This is a genomic window from Pyrobaculum calidifontis JCM 11548, assembly GCF_000015805.1.
In the GTDB taxonomy this organism is placed as follows: Archaea; Thermoproteota; Thermoprotei; order Thermoproteales; family Thermoproteaceae; genus Pyrobaculum; species Pyrobaculum calidifontis.
In genome coordinates, this window is the sequence record NC_009073.1 from 1,551,481 (window position 1) to 1,574,890 (window position 23,410).

At 55.4% G+C, this 23,410-nt stretch carries 31 protein-coding genes; 12 read left to right on the plus strand and 19 right to left on the minus strand.

Annotation, left to right across the window (positions count from 1 at the left end; genetic code table 11):
* Nucleotides 1-7 precede the first annotated feature (7 nt).
* Both alaXM and PCAL_RS08790 read left to right on the plus strand, forming a co-directional pair.
* A complete protein-coding gene (gene alaXM / locus PCAL_RS08785) occupies nt 8-724 on the plus strand; it encodes an alanyl-tRNA editing protein AlaXM (protein ID WP_011850337.1) in 717 nt (238 codons plus the stop codon).
* A complete protein-coding gene (locus PCAL_RS08790; RefSeq protein WP_011850338.1) occupies nt 724-2,226 on the plus strand; it encodes a cation:proton antiporter domain-containing protein in 1,503 nt (500 codons plus the stop codon). The genes alaXM and PCAL_RS08790 overlap by 1 nt, the downstream gene beginning before the upstream one ends.
* On the opposite strand, the gene PCAL_RS08795 is transcribed toward PCAL_RS08790, so the two are convergent.
* On the minus strand, nt 2,173-2,538 hold the full coding sequence (locus PCAL_RS08795) for a hypothetical protein (RefSeq protein ID WP_011850339.1): 366 nt from the start codon (nt 2,536-2,538) through the stop codon (nt 2,173-2,175). The genes PCAL_RS08790 and PCAL_RS08795 overlap by 54 nt on opposite strands.
* Nucleotides 2,539-2,607: 69 nt before the next feature.
* Between PCAL_RS08795 and PCAL_RS08800 the strand changes: the two genes are divergently transcribed.
* A complete protein-coding gene (locus PCAL_RS08800) occupies nt 2,608-3,576 on the plus strand; it encodes a hypothetical protein (protein WP_011850340.1) in 969 nt (322 codons plus the stop codon).
* Here the strand turns inward: PCAL_RS08800 and PCAL_RS08805 are convergent.
* Nucleotides 3,566-4,384: an HD domain-containing protein gene (locus PCAL_RS08805; RefSeq protein ID WP_011850341.1), complete on the minus strand. Its 819-nt coding sequence runs from the start codon at nt 4,382-4,384 to the stop codon at nt 3,566-3,568. The two genes, PCAL_RS08800 and PCAL_RS08805, sit on opposite strands and share 11 nt — an antisense overlap.
* A 30-nt stretch (nt 4,385-4,414) precedes the next feature.
* Nucleotides 4,415-4,984, minus strand: a complete 570-nt coding sequence (locus tag PCAL_RS08810; RefSeq protein ID WP_011850342.1) for a 50S ribosomal protein L15e — start codon at nt 4,982-4,984, stop codon at nt 4,415-4,417.
* 69 nt (nt 4,985-5,053) lie between these two features.
* Between PCAL_RS08810 and cutA the strand changes: the two genes are divergently transcribed.
* The 3 genes from cutA to PCAL_RS08825 are packed head-to-tail and all read left to right on the plus strand — an operon-like array spanning nt 5,054 to nt 6,853.
* Complete coding sequence (gene cutA / locus PCAL_RS08815) at nt 5,054-5,362, plus strand: divalent-cation tolerance protein CutA (RefSeq protein ID WP_011850343.1); 309 nt, start codon at nt 5,054-5,056, stop codon at nt 5,360-5,362.
* Nucleotides 5,355-6,590 (plus strand): 2,3-bisphosphoglycerate-independent phosphoglycerate mutase, encoded by a 1,236-nt coding sequence (locus PCAL_RS08820; RefSeq protein ID WP_011850344.1) that lies wholly within the window; start codon nt 5,355-5,357, stop codon nt 6,588-6,590. The genes cutA and PCAL_RS08820 overlap by 8 nt, the downstream gene beginning before the upstream one ends.
* On the plus strand, nt 6,587-6,853 hold the full coding sequence (locus PCAL_RS08825) for a hypothetical protein (RefSeq protein WP_011850345.1): 267 nt from the start codon (nt 6,587-6,589) through the stop codon (nt 6,851-6,853). The genes PCAL_RS08820 and PCAL_RS08825 overlap by 4 nt, the downstream gene beginning before the upstream one ends.
* Here PCAL_RS08825 and PCAL_RS08830 read toward each other — a convergent pair.
* Genes PCAL_RS08830 through PCAL_RS08845 form a run of 4 tightly spaced genes read right to left on the minus strand, consistent with a single transcriptional unit; the run spans nt 6,824 to nt 10,989 of the window.
* Nucleotides 6,824-7,441, minus strand: a complete 618-nt coding sequence (locus PCAL_RS08830; RefSeq protein WP_011850346.1) for a 6-hydroxymethylpterin diphosphokinase MptE-like protein — start codon at nt 7,439-7,441, stop codon at nt 6,824-6,826. The two genes, PCAL_RS08825 and PCAL_RS08830, sit on opposite strands and share 30 nt — an antisense overlap.
* Nucleotides 7,419-8,564, minus strand: coding sequence for an MFS transporter (locus tag PCAL_RS08835; RefSeq protein ID WP_011850347.1), 1,146 nt, complete (start codon nt 8,562-8,564; stop codon nt 7,419-7,421). The genes PCAL_RS08830 and PCAL_RS08835 overlap by 23 nt, the downstream gene beginning before the upstream one ends.
* Nucleotides 8,561-9,316, minus strand: coding sequence for a D-aminoacyl-tRNA deacylase (locus PCAL_RS08840; protein ID WP_011850348.1), 756 nt, complete (start codon nt 9,314-9,316; stop codon nt 8,561-8,563). Before PCAL_RS08840 ends, PCAL_RS08835 begins: the two co-directional genes overlap by 4 nt.
* Before the next feature lie 29 nt (nt 9,317-9,345).
* Nucleotides 9,346-10,989, minus strand: a complete 1,644-nt coding sequence (locus PCAL_RS08845; RefSeq protein ID WP_011850349.1) for a long-chain-fatty-acid--CoA ligase — start codon at nt 10,987-10,989, stop codon at nt 9,346-9,348.
* Between the two features lie 84 nt (nt 10,990-11,073).
* On the opposite strand from PCAL_RS08845, the gene PCAL_RS08850 reads away from it, so the two are divergent.
* Nucleotides 11,074-12,261, plus strand: a complete 1,188-nt coding sequence (locus PCAL_RS08850; protein WP_011850350.1) for a M20 family metallopeptidase — start codon at nt 11,074-11,076, stop codon at nt 12,259-12,261.
* On the opposite strand, the gene PCAL_RS08855 is transcribed toward PCAL_RS08850, so the two are convergent.
* Nucleotides 12,262-13,086 carry a SagB/ThcOx family dehydrogenase gene (locus PCAL_RS08855; protein ID WP_011850351.1) on the minus strand — a complete coding sequence of 275 codons (825 nt, stop codon included), beginning with the start codon at nt 13,084-13,086 and terminating at the stop codon, nt 12,262-12,264.
* Between the two features lie 2 nt (nt 13,087-13,088).
* Here PCAL_RS08855 and PCAL_RS08860 point away from each other — a divergent pair, with 2 nt between their 5' ends.
* Nucleotides 13,089-13,406, plus strand: coding sequence for a hypothetical protein (locus PCAL_RS08860; protein ID WP_011850352.1), 318 nt, complete (start codon nt 13,089-13,091; stop codon nt 13,404-13,406).
* Nucleotides 13,407-13,409: 3 nt separating this feature from the next.
* Nucleotides 13,410-14,087, plus strand: coding sequence for a methyltransferase domain-containing protein (locus PCAL_RS08865; RefSeq protein ID WP_011850353.1), 678 nt, complete (start codon nt 13,410-13,412; stop codon nt 14,085-14,087).
* Nucleotides 14,088-14,100: 13 nt separating this feature from the next.
* Here the strand turns inward: PCAL_RS08865 and PCAL_RS08870 are convergent, their stop codons facing one another.
* Genes PCAL_RS08870 through PCAL_RS08885 form a run of 4 tightly spaced genes read right to left on the minus strand, consistent with a single transcriptional unit; the run spans nt 14,101 to nt 16,381 of the window.
* The gene (locus tag PCAL_RS08870) at nt 14,101-15,057 is read right to left on the minus strand and encodes a hypothetical protein (protein ID WP_011850354.1); all 957 of its coding nucleotides are present in this window, start codon (nt 15,055-15,057) and stop codon (nt 14,101-14,103) included.
* A complete protein-coding gene (locus PCAL_RS08875) occupies nt 15,054-15,341 on the minus strand; it encodes a hypothetical protein (protein ID WP_011850355.1) in 288 nt (95 codons plus the stop codon). The genes PCAL_RS08870 and PCAL_RS08875 overlap by 4 nt, the downstream gene beginning before the upstream one ends.
* Before the next feature lie 54 nt (nt 15,342-15,395).
* Nucleotides 15,396-16,019 (minus strand): hypothetical protein, encoded by a 624-nt coding sequence (locus PCAL_RS08880; RefSeq protein ID WP_011850356.1) that lies wholly within the window; start codon nt 16,017-16,019, stop codon nt 15,396-15,398.
* Nucleotides 16,019-16,381, minus strand: a complete 363-nt coding sequence (locus PCAL_RS08885; protein WP_011850357.1) for a hypothetical protein — start codon at nt 16,379-16,381, stop codon at nt 16,019-16,021. The genes PCAL_RS08880 and PCAL_RS08885 overlap by 1 nt, the downstream gene beginning before the upstream one ends.
* Nucleotides 16,382-16,451: 70 nt before the next feature.
* On the opposite strand from PCAL_RS08885, the gene PCAL_RS08890 reads away from it, so the two are divergent.
* Nucleotides 16,452-17,099, plus strand: a complete 648-nt coding sequence (locus PCAL_RS08890; protein ID WP_193322653.1) for a hypothetical protein — start codon at nt 16,452-16,454, stop codon at nt 17,097-17,099.
* On the opposite strand, the gene PCAL_RS08895 is transcribed toward PCAL_RS08890, so the two are convergent.
* Genes PCAL_RS08895 through PCAL_RS08920 form a run of 6 tightly spaced genes read right to left on the minus strand, consistent with a single transcriptional unit; the run spans nt 17,031 to nt 21,754 of the window.
* Nucleotides 17,031-17,693 (minus strand): trimeric intracellular cation channel family protein, encoded by a 663-nt coding sequence (locus PCAL_RS08895; RefSeq protein ID WP_011850359.1) that lies wholly within the window; start codon nt 17,691-17,693, stop codon nt 17,031-17,033. The two genes, PCAL_RS08890 and PCAL_RS08895, sit on opposite strands and share 69 nt — an antisense overlap.
* On the minus strand, nt 17,672-18,136 hold the full coding sequence (locus tag PCAL_RS08900) for a hypothetical protein (RefSeq protein ID WP_011850360.1): 465 nt from the start codon (nt 18,134-18,136) through the stop codon (nt 17,672-17,674). Before PCAL_RS08900 ends, PCAL_RS08895 begins: the two co-directional genes overlap by 22 nt.
* A complete protein-coding gene (locus PCAL_RS08905; protein ID WP_011850361.1) occupies nt 18,129-18,596 on the minus strand; it encodes a 2'-5' RNA ligase family protein in 468 nt (155 codons plus the stop codon). Before PCAL_RS08905 ends, PCAL_RS08900 begins: the two co-directional genes overlap by 8 nt.
* Before the next feature lie 60 nt (nt 18,597-18,656).
* Nucleotides 18,657-20,426 (minus strand): ribosome biogenesis/translation initiation ATPase RLI, encoded by a 1,770-nt coding sequence (locus tag PCAL_RS08910; protein WP_011850362.1) that lies wholly within the window; start codon nt 20,424-20,426, stop codon nt 18,657-18,659.
* Between the two features lie 45 nt (nt 20,427-20,471).
* Nucleotides 20,472-20,699, minus strand: a complete 228-nt coding sequence (locus PCAL_RS08915; protein WP_011850363.1) for a hypothetical protein — start codon at nt 20,697-20,699, stop codon at nt 20,472-20,474.
* Complete coding sequence (locus PCAL_RS08920; RefSeq protein ID WP_011850364.1) at nt 20,690-21,754, minus strand: glycosyltransferase; 1,065 nt, start codon at nt 21,752-21,754, stop codon at nt 20,690-20,692. Before PCAL_RS08920 ends, PCAL_RS08915 begins: the two co-directional genes overlap by 10 nt.
* 116 nt (nt 21,755-21,870) lie before the next feature.
* On the opposite strand from PCAL_RS08920, the gene PCAL_RS08925 reads away from it, so the two are divergent.
* Both PCAL_RS08925 and PCAL_RS08930 read left to right on the plus strand, forming a co-directional pair.
* Nucleotides 21,871-22,383 carry a ribbon-helix-helix protein, CopG family gene (locus PCAL_RS08925; RefSeq protein WP_011850365.1) on the plus strand — a complete coding sequence of 171 codons (513 nt, stop codon included), beginning with the start codon at nt 21,871-21,873 and terminating at the stop codon, nt 22,381-22,383.
* A gap of 21 nt (nt 22,384-22,404) precedes the next feature.
* Entirely contained in the window at nt 22,405-22,686 is a 282-nt protein-coding gene (locus tag PCAL_RS08930; RefSeq protein ID WP_011850366.1) for a hypothetical protein, read from the plus strand.
* On the opposite strand, the gene PCAL_RS08935 is transcribed toward PCAL_RS08930, so the two are convergent.
* Nucleotides 22,674-23,399, minus strand: a complete 726-nt coding sequence (locus PCAL_RS08935; RefSeq protein ID WP_011850367.1) for a hypothetical protein — start codon at nt 23,397-23,399, stop codon at nt 22,674-22,676. The two genes, PCAL_RS08930 and PCAL_RS08935, sit on opposite strands and share 13 nt — an antisense overlap.
* Nucleotides 23,400-23,410 lie beyond the last annotated feature (11 nt).

Consider the following 23,410-nt stretch of genomic DNA (forward strand, 5'->3'; position numbering starts at 1 on the left):
CGCTCCAATGAGGACTAAGCTCCTGTACCAAGAGGACTCTTACATAAGAGAGTTTGAGGCAACTGTGCTGGAGGTCAACGGGGTAGAGGTGGTTTTGGACAAGACGGCGTTTCACGACGGGACAGGCGGCGTCCAAGCCGACACGGGGGTGCTGATATTTGGGGGAGAGGTATACCAAGCCGTTGCTGCGCACAAGGGCGGCGAGGTAGCCCACGTCTTGGACAGGGCGCCTGCCTTTAGGCCCGGCGACGTTGTAAAAGGCGTGTTGGACTGGGAGAAGCGCTACCGGAAGATGCGCCTTCACACGGCGGCACACATCCTCGCCGCTGTGTTGTACAACAAGTACAACGCGTTGATAACGGGAGGCGATATTACACATGAGTACGCCCGCGACGACTTCAACATAGAGGGAGACATGGCCGCTGTTAGAAAGGCATTTGAAGAAGCTGTGGCAGAGGCCAACGCCATAGCGCAGAGAGGCATCGACGTAAAGGTGTACTGGCTTCCCAGAGAGGAGGCGCTTAAGATCCCCGGCGTCGTGAAACTGGCGGAAAAGATGCCGCCCAACATCCCCATCCTCAGGATTGTGGAAATACCCGGCGTCGACATTCAAGCAGATGGGGGGCCCCACGTCCGCAACACGAGGGAGATAGGGACAATCAAGATTCTGAAGATTGAAAATAGGGGGAAGGGCAAGAAGCGGCTTTACTACACCGTGGAGTAGTGGACTTAGGCATAGTCTCAATAGCGATTTTACTCGGCGTACTCCTCGCATATATTCTCGACAGAATTGGAATACCTCCCCTCCTCGGGTTTTTCCTATCTGGGCTAGTGGTGGGGAGGCTCTTCGACTTTTCTATGCCAGAGGCGTATCTACAAGTTCTACTAGCCCTTCTCGCATTTGAAGTTGGGCGTCAGCTCGGCGCCGCGGGCTTGTCACCTGCTGCTTTCTTCGCAGTGTTATTAGAGGCGGCTTTGATCCTCGGCTTCTCCATGGCCCTCTTCCTCCTCGTCCGCTCCTCTGTGGCAGAGGCGCTGGTGGCCTCTGTCATGATGTTGAGCTCCTCCAGCGTATTGGCGCTTAGGTTCTCCCAAGCTCTTCCCGAGAACGCCAGAGGAATAGCGCTGTCTCTCACCACATTGGAAGATGCAGTCCTCTTCTTCGCCCTTAGCCTGCTGTTGGGGGGCGGCAGCTTTGCTAATTTGCCCATTGCCCTAGCCGTACTCGCCGCCCTAAGCCTCGCCGCGTTGGCCATATTCTCCCAGGTGTACAAATATATCGTAGGCCGCGAGTACGCCCTGCCCTTCGCCATAGCCATGTCATTTGGCTTCTTCTACGTAGTTCAGTACCTCCAAATAGCATCTCCCTTAATAGGCGCCTTCATAGGTGGCTACCTCTTCTCAAAAGCCGACGTATATAAGATGCACGAAAAAGAGGCAACCGCGCTTTCTGGCCTCTTGATATACTTCTACGCCTTGGCTGTGGGGCTTTCAGTCCCATCTGCAGAAATTAGGCCAGACCTACTTCTGTTAAGCTTCGCAGTAGCCCTCTTCTCGGTGCTTGTGAGAGCTACCGCCGCCTTCTTAAGCTCTCTCTTAACCACGGGCCAGCCGAAGACGTCAACTGACGTGGCGCTGTCTGTTGCACATGTTTCTGAGCTCTCTATTTCAATCCCAGTAGCGGCCTCCTTCCTCTTGAAGGAGGCAAGCCTAACCTTCGCGCTGGCGATTTCGCCGGTCTTTACCCTATTTCTCGCGCCAGTGGTGTGGCGACATAAGAGCTGGTTTGAAAAAGCCGTGGCCTCTAGAGTGAGAGAGGTGCAGACTGTCGTGGCGTACGAGAAGCTGTATAGGGTAGTTACACACGCCTTTCTCACGGCGACTAAGTTGGCGATGCTGGCGCTTGCCACGGCGTTTCTCCTGGCCTACCTATGGCCCATATCTCTGGCCGTGGTGGCCGTGCTTGCCTACTACCTATTCAAGTACTCGAGCGAAATATACCGCGACCTACTTATAGCCTTGAGAGAGCTAGGAGGAGCAAGGTACGCCAGTTTTGCCGTGCTGGCATCCACCCTCGCCTTGGCTCTGTATGTGGCGCTTGTGTTAATGGCGAAGGTCCCCGAGCTACATTTATACTCATCCATAGTCATCACGGCGATGACGATATACTTCCTATACGGAGTTTACAGAGGGCTGAGCACAAAGAGAGCGGAGAAGCGCGTCTAGCTCTTCCACGACCATTTTGAAAAATTCGTCTTCTACGGCTATGGACAAGCCTTGACACCTCTGCGCAGCCTCTTTAAACGCCTTCGCCAGTCGGTAGTCCAAGCCAGTGACGCTGTCTTCGTCTACCTCCACCTCTGGCAGTATGACAGACATAAGGGCGATGTGGTACGCGTGGTACCGCGCCGCGTTTTTGAGCTCCTCCCTGAAATACTCGGAGTCCGCCAAGGAGAAGGACTTCTGCCTGTGCACCTCCGCCAACGCCTCCCTAATCTCCCTGGGGTCCCCACGCCTTAGTATTCCAACTATGTCCACGACGCTAGAGCTTCCCGCTTTTTTAAGATTATACACTGTTGCCTTTTAATCCGCGGGGCCTAATTCCGCGTGCAGATTCGCATAGATGGCCGCGTCGAGGAGGTGAAGACCATCGAAGAGTTAGAGCAATTGTGCAAGAAATTGAGGGAGGAGCTTCAAGGCGGCGGTTGTCAATACCACTCTTGGTACATAAGGGTGCCGCCTGACAGGCTTCTGGCCATACTTAAGAAGGCCTTTATGAAATATTCCCAGGGAGTGTTGGCCGTAAGCGAGGTGATCTCCGAGTACCTGGAGGAGAACAAATTGTCGAAGAGCTTGTCGCGGGTGATAACGCCGACTTTGAGCTCTCTGGGACTTATGGCCGGTGGAAAATTCACAGCGGCGGCCGTGGAGCTTGGGAGACTGCTAGCAGAGGGCAGGTCCGAGGAGGCTTTTGAAAAACTGCGCCAGCTGGTGATGAGGAACTGCGTCCTTAGAGAAGTGTTGGAAAACGTGGGCGACTGCGCCGAGCTGGAAAAGGTGGTGGCGTCGGTCTTGGCGGCTTATGGGAAAAGCGTCCGCTTTGATGAACTTAAGTATACGGCGGAGTTGATCAAACTGATAGAGCCGCGGTGCAGTGGGTGTGAGTTTAAGTGCGTGACGCCTGAGAAAATAGCCGCATGCACACAGCGGCTGGTTCAAATAGCTACGCCTCACATGAGAGAGCTTTTCGAGAAGCTAGACATCTCACTACTCCCAGAGCACTTGGACTACGTGCAAATTGCCAGAGACGCGTACTCTATAAATGTCAAAGGCACTGCAAAGCAGATCGGCATGTTGCTTATCGCGGAGCCCGTGGAGACCGCCGAGCCGCAGAGGCTGAAAAACACTCTGGCGAAGCTAGACGAGAAGATTGTGGAAGGCGTCTACGAGGTGTATGTCAAAATTGTGCCAATCATTGAAGGCGGGGGCGGGGGATGCAGATCGCTTAAGCTCCTAGTTGAAGTAGTCAGGGGGGACTTGGAGAGGGCGTCGAAGCTTGTAAAAGCTAGCTCTTGATCACGTGGGTTGTTTCAAAGGTCCTCACGGCGAAAAGCCTCCCCCTGATGTAGGCCCGCACCTCTACGTAGGGCGCAAGGCCCGAGGTGGCGATCTTCTTCCCCAAAACCACGTCCACTTGAAATATCCCAGTCTCATTTGACATATGCACATTTATAGCCAGCGGCCTGGCGTCGTTTGGAGCCAGCTCCACCTTTTCAATGGAGAGCGCGCTTAGCGCGTGTATGTCGTTTTTCCCCGCCCTGTAGGGGTAGCGCGCCCTGCCGCTACTCATGTCTGTGCCATCCGCGATTTTTGCGCATGCCGCCTCAAAGGAGAGGCACGTGAACTCTTCGTCGTGGCAAAACACCGCGTGCATGACCTCCTGCTTCAGCATATACATCTTCTCCCCCTCGCCGTAGACCTTTGACAAGATCTTCTCAGCAATTCTGTCTGTGAGAAGCGCCGAGTATATGGGGTGGTGAGTGCGGTGGACTGAGTTCCCAATGTCGTGGAGAAACGCGCCCATGAGAGTTACGACCATGGAGTCTTCAACGTCGCCGACTCCATCGGCCACAACGCTGGGCCTAAACCCCTTCTCCGTTAGAATTTTGTATATTGCGAGGGCGCTCCCCGACACAATCCTAGAATGCACAGGGCCGTGGTCGTTGTACTTCAAGCGCTGGACTGCAAAGACGTTGGCCATCTTCAAATAAGCGGATACCTCAACATCGCTAGTCAAGAGGTCCCAAACAGCCCTCACCTTGCCGCTGTTCGGCAGAACCTGGTCAATGAGCTTGGGCCCAACCTCGTACACAGATTTTAACACGTTAACAATTACGAGGAGGTATAAAAACGCTTAAGCCGTGGAGGTACCCTTGAGCTTGGGCAACAAAGTCTTCTTCAAGTGTTCAATTAGCTTTCTCTGCCTCTCCCTCAGCCTCCTTGCCAGCCTTCTGCGAGGCACCTCCCTGCCGCAGATTCCGGAGTACAGCGGGTCCCTCTGGATAGTGGGCTGGTTGCAGTCTATGAGGATTACCTCGAAGTAGCGGTATATGCCGTCGTCCGCGACCCAGTAGCTGTTGAGAACCTCCAAGCCTGGGAACTTCCTCGCCGCCCTCTCCTCTGCCACCTGGCGCCACGACTTCCAAGCAGTGATGCCGTAGACGCCCATCCTCTTCGGCCTTCTACCCGAGTCTGGCCTCCTCCTGTTGAAAGGACCACGTATTAGCCTAACTCTTGCAACCACGACGCCTTGCTTAGGCTTGTAGCCAAGCTTCCTAGCTCTCTCGAGCCTAAACGGCCTCTCCACTCTTACGATAGCCGGCTCTTTCCTCCACTTGATCAACACGCTCCGCATTAGCCGCTCATGTACTTCTCTGCCGACTTTGCGATACCACATGGCCATGTACTGATAAGCCGAGGGCACAGGCCACCTCAGCCGCTAGTTTAAATAGTTTTCGCGTTCAAATTTATTTACTCAAACGGCCCTCCTCACATGTACACCGCTGTATTAATAACCGCGCCTAGGAAGGACGCGGAGAAAATCGCCAGACACCTCCTAGAGAGGAGAGTAGCCGCATGCGTCAATATAGCAGACGTGAAATCCTTGTACTGGTGGGAGGGCAAGATCGAGGAGGGCGAGGAGGCCCTACTGATTGTAAAAACTTCCACCGATAAGCTGAACGATTTGGTCAAAGAGGTGAGGGCCGTCCACCCGTACCAAGTGCCGGAGGTCGTGGCGCTTCCCATAATCGGCGGGTATAGGGAGTACTTAAGCTGGGTGGAGAGGGAGACCCATGCCTAGCGTCCTCTGGATACTCTTCGACGGCGGAGGCGACAGGCCAAACGGCGGCAAAACTCCGTTTCACGTAGCCTTTAAGCCAACGATAGACTACCTCACGTCGCTGGGCTCCTGCGGCCTCTTAGACCCCATATCGCCGGGGGTCAGGCCGGGCTCTGACACCGCCCACCTCGCGCTCTTTGGCTACGACCCCTACAAGTACTACACTGGGAGGGGGGCCTTCGAGGCGCTTGGCGCCGGCATAGAGCTTAGGCCAGGCGACGTGGCCTTCCGGACTAACTTAGCCACAGTGGACAGCTCCGGCGTGGTGATAGACAGGAGGGCCGGCCGCTACATAGCGCCCGAGGAGACGAGGGCCGTGGAGGAGGTCATGGCCAAAATAGGCGACGAAGTTGCAAAGAGGTACGGGGTAGAGGTGGTGTACAAGTCCACCGTCGAGCACAGGGGTGTGCTAGTGCTGAGGGGCCCGGTGAGCCACAAGGTAAGCGACACAGATCCGCACAAGGTAGGCATGCCCGTGGCCAAGGCGGCTCCCCTGGGCAACGACAGAGAGGCCGCTCTCACTGCCGAGGTGGTCAACTACATCACTGCCCGCTTCACAGAGGCCGCGGGTGGCCTTGAGATAAACAAGGCCAGAGCCGCCAGCGGCAGGCCCCCCATAAACGCGATATTGCTCAGGGGAGGGGGCTACATGCCCGCCATTGAGCCCGTGGCAGAGAAGTACAGAGTCAAGGCGGCCGCCATAGCTGGCGTCGCCTTGATAAGAGGGGTGGCCAAGGCGGTTGGAATGGACGTATACACAGCCCAGGGCCTCGGCGGTACAAAAGACGACGTGTTTGACCACGCCGTAAAACTCGCAGTAGAGCTCATGGGCAAATACGACGTGGTCTTTCTACATGTGAAGGGGACCGACTCCACAAGCCACGACGGAGACTTCCAGGGGAAGGTGGCAGTGATAGAGCGTTTGGACAAGGCGCTGGCGCCCTACTTAGACCACTTGTTGAAGAACTACTTCATAGTGACCTCAGACCACGCCACCCCTGTGTCAATACGTGAGCATACAGGAGAGCCCGTGCCGCTAACGTTATACGGACCTGACGTGGTCCCGGACGATGTGGCGAAGTTCTCCGAGCTCACGTGTTGGAGGGGAGCCCTTGGGAGGCTGAGGGGCATCGACATAATGCCTATACTGGCCAGCTACTTGGGCCTCTCTGAGAAGTTCGGAGAGTGATACCGCTCGCCCGCCTCAAGAAGGCGCTTGAGGAAGTAGGCGGTTACATATGGTTCTACATAGAGCTGGAGCCTTTTAGGACGGTCTACACCCTGGCCCTCTGCGGCGGCGCGCCCTGCGTCGTTGTGGCGGGGCAAGATATGTCTCCTGTGCAGATGTCCATAGAGGAGTACCTCAGGTTTGAGACGGATAAGAGGAGGCTGGAGAGCTTTTGGTATACTATCCGGTACCTGTTAGACAAAGTCTATGCGCACTCTACGTGACAGCCTAGCCAACAGGTGTGCGGCTACAAAGAGCTTTCTCTGCTTTAGTGAGTCGGCCCTTTTCACAGTGGCATATGGGTAAAACCCCGACACGGCTATCCTCTCGGCGCCCATGTAGTAGGCCAGGTAGACGGCCCTGTCGCCGTCTGTGAAGCCCGATATGTTGAAGGTACAGCCCCTCGGCCATGTCTGCACTGTGTACACCCAGTCCCTCTTTGGTACTCTCCAGTAGTTGTCTCCGTGGACGTGCGCCACGACCACTCTCCCGGCCCCAACCCACTCTGGCTCAAAGTCCAAGTCTGTCACAACGACATCTGGCTTGATGCCCCTCGTCGCCAGCTTTCTGGCCGAGTAGCCCTCCACGGCCACTACCACGCTTCCCCCCACTACTTTTTCAAAGGGCGGCATGTAGACCACCGGCTCTCCCCAGTCGAAGTCCTTCAATACCCCAATGTCGACTCCCTCAAGCGATGCGGCGGTGCGGGTCGCCTCTTCGTCTCTGTGAAATGAGAGCTCTGGGAGAAGGCTAATCGCCAGCGATCTGACGTACGCCCACTCCAGTGGGTCAAAGATCGCCGGCTTGCACATGCCGAGTTTCAGGCAGGAGGTAGACGAGGGCGGCGGCTAGGGCCCACAGCGACGCGATTACGGCCATGGCGTTTATCCCAATGAGGGGGTAAAGCGTGGGCCCAATGATCATGCCCACGCGCGCCGCAGAGCCGGCGATGCCCATGGCGGCGCCTCTCACGGCTGTGGGGAAGAGCTCCGGCGTGTAGGCATATATCACGCCCCACACGCCGAGGTTGAAGAAGTTCAGTGCCAGCGCCCAGAGGAAGAGCTCCGTACTTGACACACTGTTTGCGAAGAGCAACGCGGCGAGGGCTGAGACTAGGAAGTAGGCCGCGGCGGTGGGCCTTCTGCCGATTTTCTCTACCAAGTACGCCGCTGAGAAGTAGCCTGGCAACTGGGCGAGAGTTGTGTAGAACATAAACTGGTAGGTGCGGACCTCCGTGAACCCCCTCTCCGTGGCCAATATGGTGGGTAGCCAGAGAAATGCGCCGTAGTACCCAAAGGCCAGGGCAAACCACACGGCAGACACCACGGCGGCTCTGCGGATCAGCTCGGCAGTCAGCCGCGCCTCCGCCTTGGTGGCCCACGCGGGTGACTCGGGCAGAGTCCGCCTAATTACAAACACGTAAAAGGCTGTGAGGCCTAGCAGTAGAAGGGAGGCTCTCCACCCTATGCTGGTGAACAGGAAGAGAGACACCGCTGCGGCCGCAATTGCGCCAAGCGACCAGAAACTCTCGAGCAAAACGACGTTTCTCCCCCTCTCCTTAGGCGCCGAGCTCTCTGAGACGTAGGCGGCGACGACGGGCAACTCTCCGCCAAGGCCTAGCCCGGCGATTAGCCTGAGGATGGCCAAGTCTGGCCATGTTCGTGAAAACGCCGACAGAGCCGTCGCTACGCTGTAGATCAATAGCGTCGTCATAAATACGGGCCTCCTGCCTACCCTGTCCGAGAGTCTGCCGAAGAGTATGGCGCCTATTAACATGCCCAGGTTGTTGGCAAGCACCACGATGGCTCTGGCTTGTGTATCAAGTCCCAGATCCTTGGACGCGGCAACGAGGAGGTAGGACAGTATCAACACGTCCATGGCGTCGAACATCCAGCCAAGGCCGCTGAAGACTATGAGCTTGAACGCGGACGTCATCCCTTCAACACCACGTCGACGCCCTTAGCCTTTAGAAATTCCACGACCTCGCTCCTCGTCGGGTTTTTCACGTTTTTTCGAAACAGTATGGCCCTCCTAATGGGCACAGTGTGTTTCTCATAGGCGCGCCTCACCACGTCCAGCGTTATCTCGACGTACTTTGGCACAATATGGCCAACGTCAATGTCGCCTTTGAGCACCAAGTCGCCCACAGTCGTATAATGCAAGTCGCCTATAACCATCGTAGGCGTAGCCTCGACGCCGCCCTTTACCGCTTCCTCGAGAGCGGCTTGGAGGAGGCCCACGGCCCTCCGGCTGTTCCACTCCGCCTCTGTGCTCCCCACCTCAAGAAAAGTGGCTGAGACGGCCGAGGTATTTGGCGGGTGGTGCGTGGCCTCTATCGCACAGTCGAACGGCTCCTCGGCGACTTTACACAAGGCCCTATACAGCGACGAGACGAGGCGGGGGTTAGAGACAGAGACGTCGGGCCACGCGCCCGGCGTGTGGACTGTCAGAAAGGGCTTGGGGTTGGCCATCTCATGACGCGATATGAAGATGGCCCATTTCCCAAGCGATGCCAAGACCTCCTCTGCTCCAAACTCTACGGGGTCTCCTCTGTGTATTACGACTGGCATATCTCTGTACTTCCTCACCTCTACATTTCCCACGGTCTTTAGAAGGGGCATGGGGCCTGTCACATCTAAAAAAGTTCGAGAGACTGGGTCCCCCATAGACAGTACTAAGACGTACACGCGGGGGACTCGCTGGTCGTAAAAAAGTTTTACTTCTTTAAAACGTCCTTGAACTGCTCCCTTAATACTTTCTTGTCTATCTTCCCGGTCCCGGTCAGCGGCAACTGTTGCACGAAGATGACCTTGTCTGGGAGCCACCACTTCGGTATCTTGCCCGCCTCTACGAACTTTTCGAGATGCTTAATTATGTCCTCCTCCTTAGCCGAGGCGCCGGGCTTTAAGATGACCACAGCCACAGGCCTCTCTCCCCACATCTCGTGCGGGACTCCTATGACGGCCGCCTGGGCTACCGCCGGGTGAGTTAGGATTAGGTCTTCCAGCTGTAGCGACGATATCCACTCGCCGCCGGACTTTATGACGTCCTTAGCCCTATCCACAATTCTAACGCGGCCATCTGGCTGCCATATGGCCACGTCGCCTGTGTGGAACCAGCCGCCTCTCCACGCCTCTCTAGTCTTCTCGGGGTCTCCTAAGTACTCAGGCGTGACCCAGGGCGCCCTTACCACAATTTCGCCCATTGTTTTGCCGTCGCGGGGCACTGGCCTTAAGTTCTCATCGGCTACCATTAAGTCGACCAGCGGAATAGGCAACCCCGTGGCCGTCAGCAGGTGGTAGTACTCTTCTACGTCTTTTGGAATCTTCTCCGTGGGCTTGAAGAAGCCCAGCGTCAGTATCGGCGCAGTTTCAGTCATTCCGTATCCGACCCTGGGGATAAAGCCGGCCTCTTCGGCCTTCTTAGCCAGTTCCTTAGGCAGAGCCGCCCCGCCCACGGTGAATATTGGCCTTATCTTCCTAACCTTCTCCACGTACTTTGGAAAGTCTGGATGCGTCAAGATCATGTACAACATCGTAGGCACCCCGGCCAGGGATTTGACGTTCTCCTCGGCTATGAGCCTAGCCGTGTGTCCAGCGTCAAATCTTCCGGGGTACACCTGGCGCCATCCAAGCAATGCAAATGTCCACGGGGTGCCCCAGCCGTGCACGTGGAACATGGGCACTAGCTGTAGAAATGTGCAAATTTCCTCTACACACTCGGGCCGTGCAAAGCCTCTAAACCCCGCAAATGCGAGCGCAGAGACTAGCGTGTGTAATGTTAGCGCCCTGTGTGTAAAGTATGCGCCCTTGGGGCGGCCCGTGGTGCCGCTTGTGTAGCCAATTGTCGCGACTTTGTCCTCGCTTATCTCTGGCAAGGGCTTTGGCTCGCCTTGTTTTATTACGTCTTCTATCTCTACGTCCTTGGTGGCGGGGCCTTGCCCATCTGCTATTTGTATGTAGAGTTGGACCGTCTTGAGGTGTGGCTTTAGCTTTTCTACTAGCGGCGCAAAGTCGCGGTGGTATATTAACACTTTGTCTCCAGCGTGGTTGATTATGTAAACGAGGTCCTCGGGGGCCAGTCTTACGTTCAATGGGTGGAGCACGGCGCCCATGCCTGGCACTGCCCAGTATAGCTCAAAGTGCCATATGGTGTTCCAGTCGAGAGTTGCCACTCTATCCCCAGGCCCTACGCCGAGTTTGTTAAGCCCGTCTGCCAGCTTTAGCACTCTCTCATATTCTCTCCCATAGGTGGATCGTATGTCGTTTCCATGAGGTGGGCGGTAGACGACTTCTACATCGCTATAAATCTCCTTTACATATTTCAATATGTTATTTAGTGTCAATTGATAGGTCTCCATAGGTGTATATTCGAGAGCATTTTAATACATTTTTTCGTCTATAGTCGAAGGAGATAATATTTATAGGGGAATTTCGGCGCACACATGGATGAGGCTATCTCTCTCCTAAGCAAGCTGATTTCCATACCTACGGTTAATCCGCCGGGGGAGAAGTACCAGGAGTTCGTAGAATTCGCTGAGAGGTTCTTCAAATCCCTCGGCATGGAGACCGAGGTCTTAGAGGTGCCTAAGTCCGAGGTGGCGGCGCGGTGCCCCGAGTGCGCAGACTACCCCAGGCTCATCCTACTCGCCCGCATAGGTGAGCCAAAGATACACTTCAACGGCCACTACGACGTAGTGCCCCCCGGCCCCTTGGAGAGCTGGAAGGTGACAAGGCCATTTGAGCCCGTCTATAGAGACGGCAGACTCTACGGAAGAGGCGCCGTGGACATGAAGGGCGGCCTCGCGGCCATTATGCTCGCGGCCGAGCGGGCCGTAAAGGCGGGGTTAAAGAACTTTGAAGTCTCCTTTGTACCCGACGAGGAAATTGGCGGAGAGACGGGGGCCGGCTACCTCGCGAGATCTGGAAAGGTAAAGGCTCCGTGGGTGATAATCGCCGAGGGGTCGGGCGAGGACAACGTCTGGATTGGGCATAGGGGGCTTGTGTGGTTCCTCGTTGAGGTCTACGGCAAACAAGCCCACGGATCTACTCCGTGGCTGGGCTTAAACGCCTTTGAAGGCGCCGCCTACATCGCCTACAGGCTGAGGGAATATGCAAAGGAGGTCTCCGCCCGTGTGAGCAAGTACGAATACGACGATCCCAGGGCGGCGTCGCCCACTGTGACCATCGGCGGCGAGGTGCGGGGCTCTGTGAAGACCAACGTGGTGCCGGGGTACTTCGCCTTCTCAGTAGACAGGAGAGTGATCCCCGAGGAGGACTTGGAACAAGTGAAGCGCGAGTTCATCGAATTTGTAGAGAGAGTGGCAAAGGAGCTTCCACACCGAGTTGAGGTTAAGGTAACCAATGTGTCAGAGGCGGCGCTCATCGAACCCACTCACCCGCTGGTGGAGGCCCTCTCCAGCTCCGTGGAGGAGGTGATAGGGAGGAAGCCAAGGCGCACTGTGTGCGTCGGCGGCTTAGACGCCAGGTTCTTCATTAAGGCCGGCATACCCACTGTGACATATGGCCCAGGTCCAATAGGCCTAGCCCACGCCCCCGACGAATATGTAGAGGTGAGGCAGGTAGTCAACGTGGCCCAAGTGTACTTCAACCTTTTGAAAAAACTGAGGTAGTCACCGCCTGCGCCGCTCGTAGTACTGCACCAGCTCTCGTTCTGACAGCTTGTAGTAGGCGGCTGGTTTTCCCACGGGCATTATGTACAGCGGAGTCTCCTCCTCAGAGAGGCCGAGGATCTCTGCCACATCTTCGTCGTAGAAGGCGCCTACGGCCACAGTGCCCAGGCCCAGCGCCGTGGCTTGTAGATAGACGTTCTGCGCGGCATGGCCTAGGTCCATTGGGACGTAGCGTAGCCGGCCCCGCTCTCCGTACACCCGAGTAGTTCTGGCAAACACCGCGGTGAAGACTATTGAGACTGGGGCCTCGAGCACCCACCGTTGATCTAAGGCGGCTCGGTAGAGCTCTCTCCTAAAGTCTCCGCTCTTCCTCAGAGTTAAGCTGTGACGGTGCGGCTCGTAGTGGTACACGCCGGCGGCCAAGTAGCCGTCGCCAGCGGCCACCCCCCACTCGCCCACTACCGCGTATACTTCCAGGGGGTATTGCGCCCCTGCCGACGGAGCTGTTCTTAGGCCGTACCTAGTTTCACTTATGCCGTACGCCGCCCACAAGAGCTGGCCAAGCTCCTCCAGCGTTATTGGCTCGTCTCGGTACTCTCTTACAGAGCGCCTATTGGCCAAGGCCTCCTCCACTGAGACCGTGCCCCTAAGCTTGGGGTATGGCAGAAACACTTCGACGCCGCTTATCCTCTGCGGCTTCCTCATGTCTATATGCGAGATATCTAGGTATATAGCTGTGGCTGTTGCAAGAGAGGCGGCTATGCCGGCTATTAGTCTGCCCAGGGGCGTGGCCAATATTATTTTTAAGAAGGAGCGGCGCCACATGTGTGAATAGGGTGTCCATATCTTTTTTCATTCTAGGCGTTACGTCCATCGTGCTAATTCTGCTTGGCCTTTTAACCGCGGTGTCGGGGCTCTGCCTAGTTAAGCCGGACGTGGTGGAAAAGGCCACGGCGGGGCTACTGACATATGCCGCATGCACCCGCCTCCACCTCTATTGGTCAATTGCGGCCATTTTTGTGGCGGTTGTGCACGGCGTGGCGGGGCTAGACGTGTGGCTTTCGCGTCTTGGGTTAGATGGATGGTGGCTGTGGCCCATTGGCGCGGGCGCGGCGGCTTGGTTTATTTACATGTATCTGGCATAGTTCGTGGGGCTGGGCTCCTCTTGGCGCGTGGTGTATGAATCGTACAAGAAGATTGTGAAGTTCTACGAGCGGGCTAACCTACTCGTGACGTTTGGAAACGTCGATAGGTGGAGGCGTGAGGCGATTGGCCTCTTCTATCAGTTGGATGGGAAAAACCCCCTACGCGTCCTTGACGCAGGGGCTGGGCCTGGGAACATGGCCAGGCATATAAGGGGGGTGAAGTACGTCGTGGCGTTGGATGCCACAGCGGAGATGCTTCGCGCAAACGACGTGGCCGACGACAAAGTCGTCGGGCTTTTTGAATATATGCCGTTTAGGTCTAGATGCTTCGACGTAGTACTAGCTGGCTACTCTCTACACGCCGCTGTGGATTTTGAAAAGGCAGTAGCCGAATTCAGCAGAGTGGCCGAATACCAAGTGGCCGTGTCTATAGGCAAGCCGGACAACATAATAGCGCGGGGGCTCCTGTACTTCTATACGAGGTACATACTCCCCAGACTGGCTTGCATAGTGGCGCCCAGGGGCGTCTGCGACGAATACGGAAAGATATTTGTTATAGTGAAGTCGCAAATGCCCAATTCCCTTGTTAAGAGGACTATTGAGAAGTATGCGACAAGTCTTGTGTTTAAGACGAGAGGTCTTGGGGGCGTTTATATGTACGTAGCAAAGAGTAGGAGGTAGGCGTGGGCGAGAGTTATCGCCCCCAAATTGCGATATAGTAAGGCGTGTATGCCAGATAGCGTTTTTGTAGAGAGAAGCCTGCGGCTTTTAGCGTGTTCTCTACGCCTTTCCAGCTGAAGACGTGTTTTGCGCCCATGGCCACGACCATGGCTAGTAGGCCGGGGGTGGACTCCACCACTTGTTGCCCCACGAGCAACTGCGTGTTCTTTCCCGCAACAGCGGCAACGCACTGCAACTCTCTGACTGGGTCTATTAGCCAGTAGAGCGTGTGCAACAGCAAGACGGCGTCTACGCCCCACGGAGCTATGTTCCTAATGCGATGCACTGCGTCGCATATGGTAGAGGCATGTATGAGGCAGATGCCCTTTGTGCACTCGCCTGGCTTTACGCCTAGCGTAGCCGCGGCGAGTTCTAAGTTGTCCCTCCTGTAGTCAAACCCTATGTACAACTTTGGCTTGTGCATTTCTAACACGGCCATGGCGTCGTGCCCCTCTTTTACAATTGGCTCAAATATCACCTGGTGTCTCTCTATGCCGACTAGCTGGAGAAACGTCCTCCTCAAGATTTTGTACCACCCCTGGCTCAGCATCGTGGAGTATACGATGGAGATGGTGTTTTCGTCGGCTCTGTTTGTGGCCACGTTGACGGCGCCTATTCTGTCAAATGACTCGTGCAGTTCCACAAACTCAATGGCGTAGCTGTTTGTGGGATATTCCGGCTTTTCAGGCCGCTTCTTAATATGCCCGTCCTCTCTCACGTATCCCCTAATCTTGAGCGATATGTACAGCGCCCTTGCAAAAACGCTTTCACGTATAGAGGAGAGGCCAATATCGCTGAATACCTCGTCCCACCACTTAACTGCGTACCAAGTGCTCCAGCCCAGCGCCCTCTTTACCTGCCCCACCCCGCCAGCCGCCTCTATGAAGGGCTTGTAGTACCTGAGTACGTTAATCTCCTCGACAAACCTCATGTGCAGACGACAATGCCAGATTCCCTCAACCTCCTCATTAAGGGTAGAAGGTCCTTTGGAACTCTTCCGCTTTGTATTACCTCAAGAACGGCGTTTTGCATAGACAGTGGCAACAGGGCGAACCTCTCCCAATCCCTAATTTCACAGTCTAGTACGCTGTTCTCTTCGACATCGCCAATATTAAACACGTGGCCGTTTGGGCATACAACTTCGCCGTGGGTAGTCGGTGGAACAAACTCTACTCCGCAGACTGGGCACTTGACTTTTTCAAGGCGGAGGGCCATATACTACACATACGGCAGCCTTTTTTATGATTCTGGTGTAATTCTCTTTATGTACTAAAAGGCTAATTTAAACACGTTGTAAAAGTAGTCTGGCTTATAGTATATTTTTGGGCTCTCGTCGCCTAGCGCCAATGTGGCATATCTACTGCCCAATCTCCTCGCCTCGCAAATCGCGCTCTCAATCGCCTTGTCTGAAAACTCTGGAGAGGCGAGCCATATGTAGTCTATGTTGAAGTTCCACTTGTTGAGGTATACTAGGTATTTGAAGTCCTCTTTGCTTGAGGCTAGAATCACGTGGTCCGGCGTGGGCTCCGGGTGCCCCTCCACGGCGCCCTCCAAGTATATGCCAGTGGCACAGGGCCTCGTGGTGGAGTATATGTACAGCGAGCCGCGCTGCTGATAGAGCTCTCTCTCCACCTCCGCGGGCGTGATCAATATCTTAGTCCCACGGAGTTGCGTCAAGAAGTCTAACTTCCTCATTTTCTTAAGGATGGCGATGTAGGCCTCCTCCAGCCTAGGCTTCTCCGACGCCCACCTCACCTTTATTACACATCCCTCGACAAATCGATAGAGGTGGAAGAGCTCCACAAGCGGCTTAGACCAAAAGAGCCTCAGCCGGCCCAAGTGTCTGTACCAGTTGGTAAACTCGTCGGGGGTAAGGGGATCTAGGCACGTCATTAGGAAAACAGAGAGTTGCGGCGCGTTACCAATTTCTCGAGCTCGGAGAGCGTGGTGAGCATGGCGGCGTAGTCCTTGGCTGAGAGGAGGTTGAGTAGCGTGTTTAACTTGTCGAATATAGCGGCGTCTATGGCCTCGAGGTCTCTCTTCGACGTGGCCTTCCCCTCGGGGGACTTCACCTTTACGGCTATCATGTTTACGGCCTTCAATGCGCGGCCCAGCTCATCTACGTTGTCCGAGTTGAGCATCTGCTTCCTTATCTGGGTCTCAATCTCCTTCAGACCCTTATATATCAGCTGTCTAATCTTGGGCTCATCTTCTATGCTCTTGTAGCCCGGATAAACAAAGAACCGAGGCGCCACGCAGAACGGCCCCGACCCCGTATAAATACTTTCTCTTCAGCGATTTAAAAAGAACTGAGCAGAGGAAGACGTGATCGGCTGGGTGGACCATTTCGACTACTATGGCCCAATTACCGATGTAAAAATTCTGCGGGAGCCGCGCTTTCTGCTGTCAGCGATAATCATAGGCCCCTCGGAGGAGGGATTTGAACACGCCATCGCCGCGTGGAGCTCCTTTGGGACTCTAGAGGTGGTTGAGGGCGTGTACGCATATTTGATGCAAATGAAGAGGGGGCTTCTCACGAAGAAAGAGCTGGCGCACAAGCTAATCCCCCTATTGCAAAAGGCCACAGTAGCGGACATCCTCGCCCTCCAGAGGGTGTTAAAGCTCGGCGCCGGGTTTACCACCTGCGACATTGGCTTAGTGGTGCTTTCCCACGTCCCGGTAGTCGGCGCAACGCCGCCGAGGCGCCCCTCAACTGTTCTACTTGAAAAGATGGGAGAGGAGTCCGTGGTCTATGTGGCCAGAAATAACGAGGGGTCTCCCGTCTACGACTTAGAGACCATGTGTATAATGCCCATGTCTGAGGGAGAGGCGCCCCACCCCTTGTACGCTGCCTACTTGAGGGGGTACAAAGTGGTGACTGAGGGCATCCCCGGGGAGGGCGACTTATGCGTCGTGCACAAGAGGCTGGGCGTCAGGTGTCGTAATCTTTGGCAGTTCCCAACGACGCCATAGCGATACAATCCTAATGGCTGTGACTGACGCAATTGTTGTAAACATGGCGGCCTCACGGCCCGCGGGAAGCGTGGCCAAATATATAATGCCGCCAACGGCGGCCGCCGTTGCGTAGATCTCTCTTCTCAAGATCTGTGGAATTTCGCCAGCGAGGACGTCCCGCACTACTCCGCCGCCCGCAGCCGTGATTGAGGCCAGCGCCGCGACTAAAAACCAGCTCTCCGACGCGGAGTAGCCGTGTTTCAGGGCGAAGCTAGCCGCTACGTCTGCGCCTATCGCAGAGAATGCGCCGAGGCCAACTGCGTCCGGGTAGAGGAATAAGTCTTTGTATGATCTGACGCGTGGGTATAGTATGAAGGTGGCCACGGAGGCGGCCACAGCCGTCAGGGAATACGGTAAATAGATTAGGTTTACCGGGGGCACTCTGCCCAACAGCACGTCTCTTATTATTCCGCCGGCCAAAGCTGTGGAGAAGCCGAGGGTTATCACTCCCAGCAAGTCCATGTTCTTCTCCCCTGCCTTTAATGCCCCAGATACGGCGAAGGCGACAATTCCGACGTAGTTCAATACCTCTAGGACCGCCTCGGCGTGCATAAGCCCAAGCGCTCGGCAATCGCCACGTCGTCTATAACCGGCTTTACGAATTTTATGAAACGCGCCACATCTCTTCTCCTGTAGACAACTGTGAAACGGCGTTGGCCGCCCTCGTCTGTGGTCTCCAGGGGTCTTATGCCAAGAAGAGACAGCGAATTTCTCACCCTTCTATCCCACAGCCTTATTATTAACACCATGTCGCCTCCGTGGGGGTCCGCTAGGAAGAGCTCGCCGTGTGCCTCAAATACGCCCTTGAGGAAGTATACATGTTCCAGGAGAGTTGTCGGCTTGTACCTGCAGAACTCCTCGGGCAACTCCGCCGCGTCTCCCTCAACTCTGAAGCCTAAGTCTCTCAGCCACATCGAGATGTGGGGCCTCAACCCCCTCACAACGCAGCCGCCTGCCGCGAGGCCGGCGATGTAGGCCCTCGTAGCCCTATTCATGGAGGTGGACTGTGAATACGGGCATGTAGGAGCCCTCTGTGGTGTCTAGGAGGTGGATGGCCCTCACTTCGAAGGATGTGCCGACGTAGCTACGTGCGTTTTCTACCGCGTCTCTCAAGTCCTCAGATGTCGGTCTCTTTAGGCGCACTGCGTAGACGGTGAGGTGGGGCTTAAACTCTGCGTGCCTCTCCTCTACTACGCCGGGCAAAGCCGCCGCGAGCAACGTCCTCAAGGCGGCGAATTCCCCATATGGCTCCACTCTCAGCGCAATGTATCGCGGTCTCGCCTCGCTGGGGAGCAAAATCACAGGTCCCACCGTGGCTACAAAAGGCCTATACCGCAACTCGACCTTCACAGGCCGGCTGACTTTGACCAGGGTGATGTGCGGCTTGACGGGGGAAATGCCTTCGAGGGGGCGGAGCGGCGGCAGAGGGGGCAATATGCCGTAGACGTAGCCCATTGTAGCAATTTGGGCAGATTTATATAACATGAGGCGCCGCACGCACGGCTGGTTGTCGCGTCAAATGTAGTACAGCTCTCCTCTCTCTTTCTGTTCTCTGTCTAACACCGAGCCGGGCTTGTTGAGCCGCGGCCTACCTGACTTGACGTCGCGTCTAAAGGAGGCGTCGGCCCATTTGAGGAACATGTTCATTCCTGTCCTCATGTCTACTACGCCTGGCGACTTACCCCTCACCCCTGGCTCACCTAAGAACGGCATTATGGCATTTGACATATAGTCCAGCATTGCTATGTCGTGTTCTACCACCAGCATGGCCACTTCGCTCTCTTCTATAATCCGCCGAATTGTCCTCGCCACTGTGATCCTCTGCTCAACGTCTAGGTATGCCATCGGCTCGTCTAAGACGTAGAGGTCGGCCTTCTTAAGCAAGGCGGCCGCCACGACGACTCTCTGGAGCTCTCCGCCGGAGAGCTCCCCCATCTTTTTCTCAAGGAGGGGGGTCAAGTTGAAGCTTGAGTTCAAGTCGGGCCATATTGGGTTTTCCGAGTAGTCTCCTACCTGCTGGGCAAGCCACAGGCCCACAGGCACGTCTTGGTTTTTGACCGCTATGTCTCTTACGTACTGTGGCTTATAGCTAATTCTAAGCGTCGTGCTTACGGCGCCCTTCGCAGGTTTCACCTCCCCCACGAGGGCTCTTAGGAAAGTTGTCTTTCCAATTCCGTTGGGGCCTATTACGCCGACTACCTCCCCCTTCGCTATATACGATGCCGACACCTCCAGAGTGAAGCCTCCCAGGTCTATGAGCAAGTCTTCCCACTCCACGAGGCGGGCCGCCCTACCTCCTTTCCTCTCGGGGGGCCTTGTCTCAAATTTTATAGGGCGGTCTCTAATCCGCATGTTCTCGGATGAGATGTAGCCAGAGAGGTACTCGTTTATCGCCTCTCTGGCCCCAGCTGGGTATGACACTATGCCGTAGGCCCCAGGCTTGCCGTATACTATCACCACGTTGTCCGCCAAGAAGTCCAGCACCGTTAGATCGTGCTCGATTACTAGTACGTACTTGCCCGCGGCTCCCTCTCTAATGGCGTCGGCGACTTTGACCCTCTCCACTATGTCTAGGTGCGTGGCAGGCTCGTCGAATATGTAGACGTCGGCGTCTTTTGAAAGCGCGGCCGCCACTGCCAACTTCTGGAGCTCGCCTCCCGAAAGATTCTCAACAGGCCGCTCCAGGAGCTTGTCTAGTCCAAATCTGCGGAGAAGCTCCTCCTTTATGCCCGCCTTCTTGACCACATCGCCCACTGTGCCCTTTAGGTACATGGGTATCAGCTCTATGTACTGTATCTTGTGCACCGTCCTAAGCTTCTTGGCGTAGAGCTCTGAGAAGTAGGTCTGGAGCTCTGTGCCTCTAAACCTCTTGACCACTTCCTCTGGAGTCGCTTGGCCGTCGCCGCAGAGGTTGGGCACAAGCTCCCCTGCCAAAATCCTTGCCATAGTCGTCTTCCCCAGCGCGTTGCGGCCCAAGATGCCGACCACCTTGCCCTTCCTCAAGATGGGGAGTCTGTACAGCTTAAATCCGCTTGGGCCATACCTGTGGACGCACTCGCCCTCGAGCTCGTCGGGCAGATTTACAATGGTAATGGCGTCGAAGGGGCATTTGTGGACACATATGCCGCAACCTATGCAGAGAGCCTCAGATATAACCGCCTTCTTTAGCTGTTCGTCGATGTATACAACTTTCCCACTCTTATTCACCGGGCAGTATTTTACACACTCGTGTCCACACTTCCTCGGTTGGCACGCATCTCTGTCCACCACCGCGATGCGGACCACGGCGGTAGAATGACATACCTAAATAAACCTCCATAAAGCCGTGTGTTAGAAGTAGTTGGCCAGCGTTAAGATAATTATCACTAAAGCCAGCGCAAGTCCAACCACGCGCCGCGTCTTCCTGAACACCCCGGAGAGGTAGAATAAAGAGAGTGTGAACAATGCCGCCATTACGCGGCCTCCGTACTCGCCGAAGCCCAACGCGGCGAACAGCGTGGCAAGCAACGTGAACGCCCCCTTTACTATGTACCACACAGATGAATAATCTAGCGGCATATCCGACGCCCCCTCCACCATACACACTTGACAAATGCCGAGGCCCACACGGCGAGCGGTAGCACTACGTTGCCCACGAGCCATGTGGCAACCACTTGACTCATCTTGACCGGCGTCCCGGAGTACTTTGCCACCCCCCTTGCCCTCACCAAGTCCTTGGCCAAGTTGATTGGGTGTAAAACCAGCCCGGTCAAAAGCTCGGGGTGAGAGAGGAGGAGACCGGCGAGGGGCAACGCGATGGATAGTAGAAAGCCTATTGTATAAATGGCCACGCCTGCGTACCACCCCGCTGGGGCGTGCCACTTCACCATCAAGATCTGGCGGATGCCCCACATAAACGCCTCTCTCAGCCGGCACTCTGGGTCTGGAGTGGGGGCTATAGCCGCCTTTGAGAACCAGATGGAGCCACCTAGCTCTTTTATGGCTGAGTATACGGCATAGTCATCGCTTACATACTTGGGAAGTCTGGCGGCTAACTTCGACTTATCCACGACCTCGCGCCTAAGCGCCGTGGATCCCCCCCAGACAAACCTCGACCGCTTGTCTAACATGGCGGGGAAGCCCATGTTGCTTATTGCAAGCCTCACCTTGTGGCAGAGGCCTCTGCCGAGGTACCATCGATATGTCGTAGCCGCGTGGTACTTAGAGAGAGGCGCCGTCAAGCGGTGGAGCCACAGGGGGCCTGGCCTAATGTCGTCGTCGGCGAAGACTATGCAATCGCCGTCGGCGTATTTAAGCGCCGTGGCCAAGGCGGCGCTCTTCCCCTCTCCCTCGTTTAAAACTACTCTGCCAAACTTGCTCGCCAAGCTGTACGCCGGGTCGTCCGCGCTGTCTACTACAAAGATGTATTCTGCAGCCGCATCTACCTTCTGCGCAGCGATTGCCCTCAGGTTCTCCTCAGTCCACGGGGCCACGCCCCTCATCGGTATTACCACCGTGATTTTCCCACAAGATTGCCCACCGTCAAACTCGCCGCTTCTCCAAAAGAGGTACTCTCTCACTAATCCTGCCACTGCGAGGGCTATGAATGGCGATATCAAGACGGCGTACCACATGCCTCTCTGAAGGCGGCTGTTTAAAACTATTTAAGTGCAGTGGACATGTGTACATCATAGCTTGAGTTTATTGGAAATTGGGAGATGTGGTATATATTTCCCCCAGTCTCTACCACATGAGCAATGTGAAAGAATTCGACTTGACCTATGCGGATTTGTTCAGGGCCCCGGATAGAGAGGGCGCCATAGTCTCCGTGCGTGTACACAGGAAGGTCAAGGCAGTGCTCGAGGAGTTGGCGAAGAGGGAGGGGCTCGACGGCGTCTCTGAGCTAGTCAGATACCTCATAGCTGGCTACCTCCTTGGCAAATATGGGATAGAGAGGCCGAGGGAGAAGGTGTTAGTAGAGCCAATAGTGTTGACGGTAAACGTAAATAAAAGGGGCGAGGCTGTTGAAGATGCAGTTGAGGCAGAGCTCGCCCTAGAGGAGATAGGCAACGTCATTAGAGATGTGGAGGACTACTTGAGGAAAGTTAAGGCGGGGCTTGCGTCGAAGAACCCCGAGATAGCCATGCGTCTCGCAAAGAGGGTAGCCAAGGCGCTTAAGACCGCTAAGAAGTTCGGCCTCGAGGAGGAGTATATGAAGCTTGTCAAACTTAAGACGCAGTTGTCTATGATAGAAAGTTTTTAAGACCGCCTCTACACAGCCCTGATGCCGCTGTGTAGTAAGTGGGAGAGCTTAATAACGTGGGCAGAGAAGGGTGGCAACAGCTACAAGGCTCTTGAGTTCAGGGAGAAGCTAGTGGAGTGTATAGTCTACACAGCCACTGAAAAGGTCAAGAAGAAAAAACTCGACGAGGCGGAGGAGCTGTTGAAATACGGCAAAGAGGTAGCCAAGAAGTTTAACATCGAGGAATTGAACTTCCACATCGCGCTCCTCGAAAAAGAGATCTCTAAGATTCGCCAGAGGCGCGCCCAGGCTCAGACTAAGTAAATACCGTCCAGCAACTTCTTTAGCCTGGCAATCTTCTTGCTATGGCGGCCAACAACTGCATATTTCCCAATGCCCACAGCCAAGAGCTCCACAGACACCCCTCCCACCTCCTTGCCCACGAGGACTAGATAGCCGCGCTCTCTGAAGTGGCGCCAGTAGTGGTATATAGCGCCGTACTTGGGGCTCGGCGTGGCTGTTATTGGCACACTGCTCTCTATGTGTTTTCGCAAGTCGGCACGCGTCGTTAAATAGTAGTAGGGCGGCTTCTCCACTTTGACAATCTCTGCCACAATGCCGTCTACATCGCTAGTGGCAGTGAGCTGGACTATGCTTTGCATTATTTTCCTACTCTTAGATGCTAAGTACAGCGACTTCCTCTTTGCGTCCATGAACAGCAAAACGGGCGTGTACATTCCTTCGCCCCTCACGGCAGCTGGCAGAATTTCCCCAAACAGGTTCACAAAAGCCACTGGGTAGCCCAACTGTTGTATTAGCTCAGCGACCAGGTACGGCGCGGCTTTCCGAATCACGTGCCGGCCTGGCCTATACTTGGCCAAGTTCCCCCTGTATATTTCGTACAACCGTGGAGCTAGGTAGTTTACGACGCTTTCTACGTCTGTGCCGTCTCTCCGGGCTCTGTCGTATACCTCCCGCTCTAGCCACTTTGGGGCATCCTCAACGCCTACTAGCCTTTTGACTATCTTCTCCAGCATTGCTACAGTTC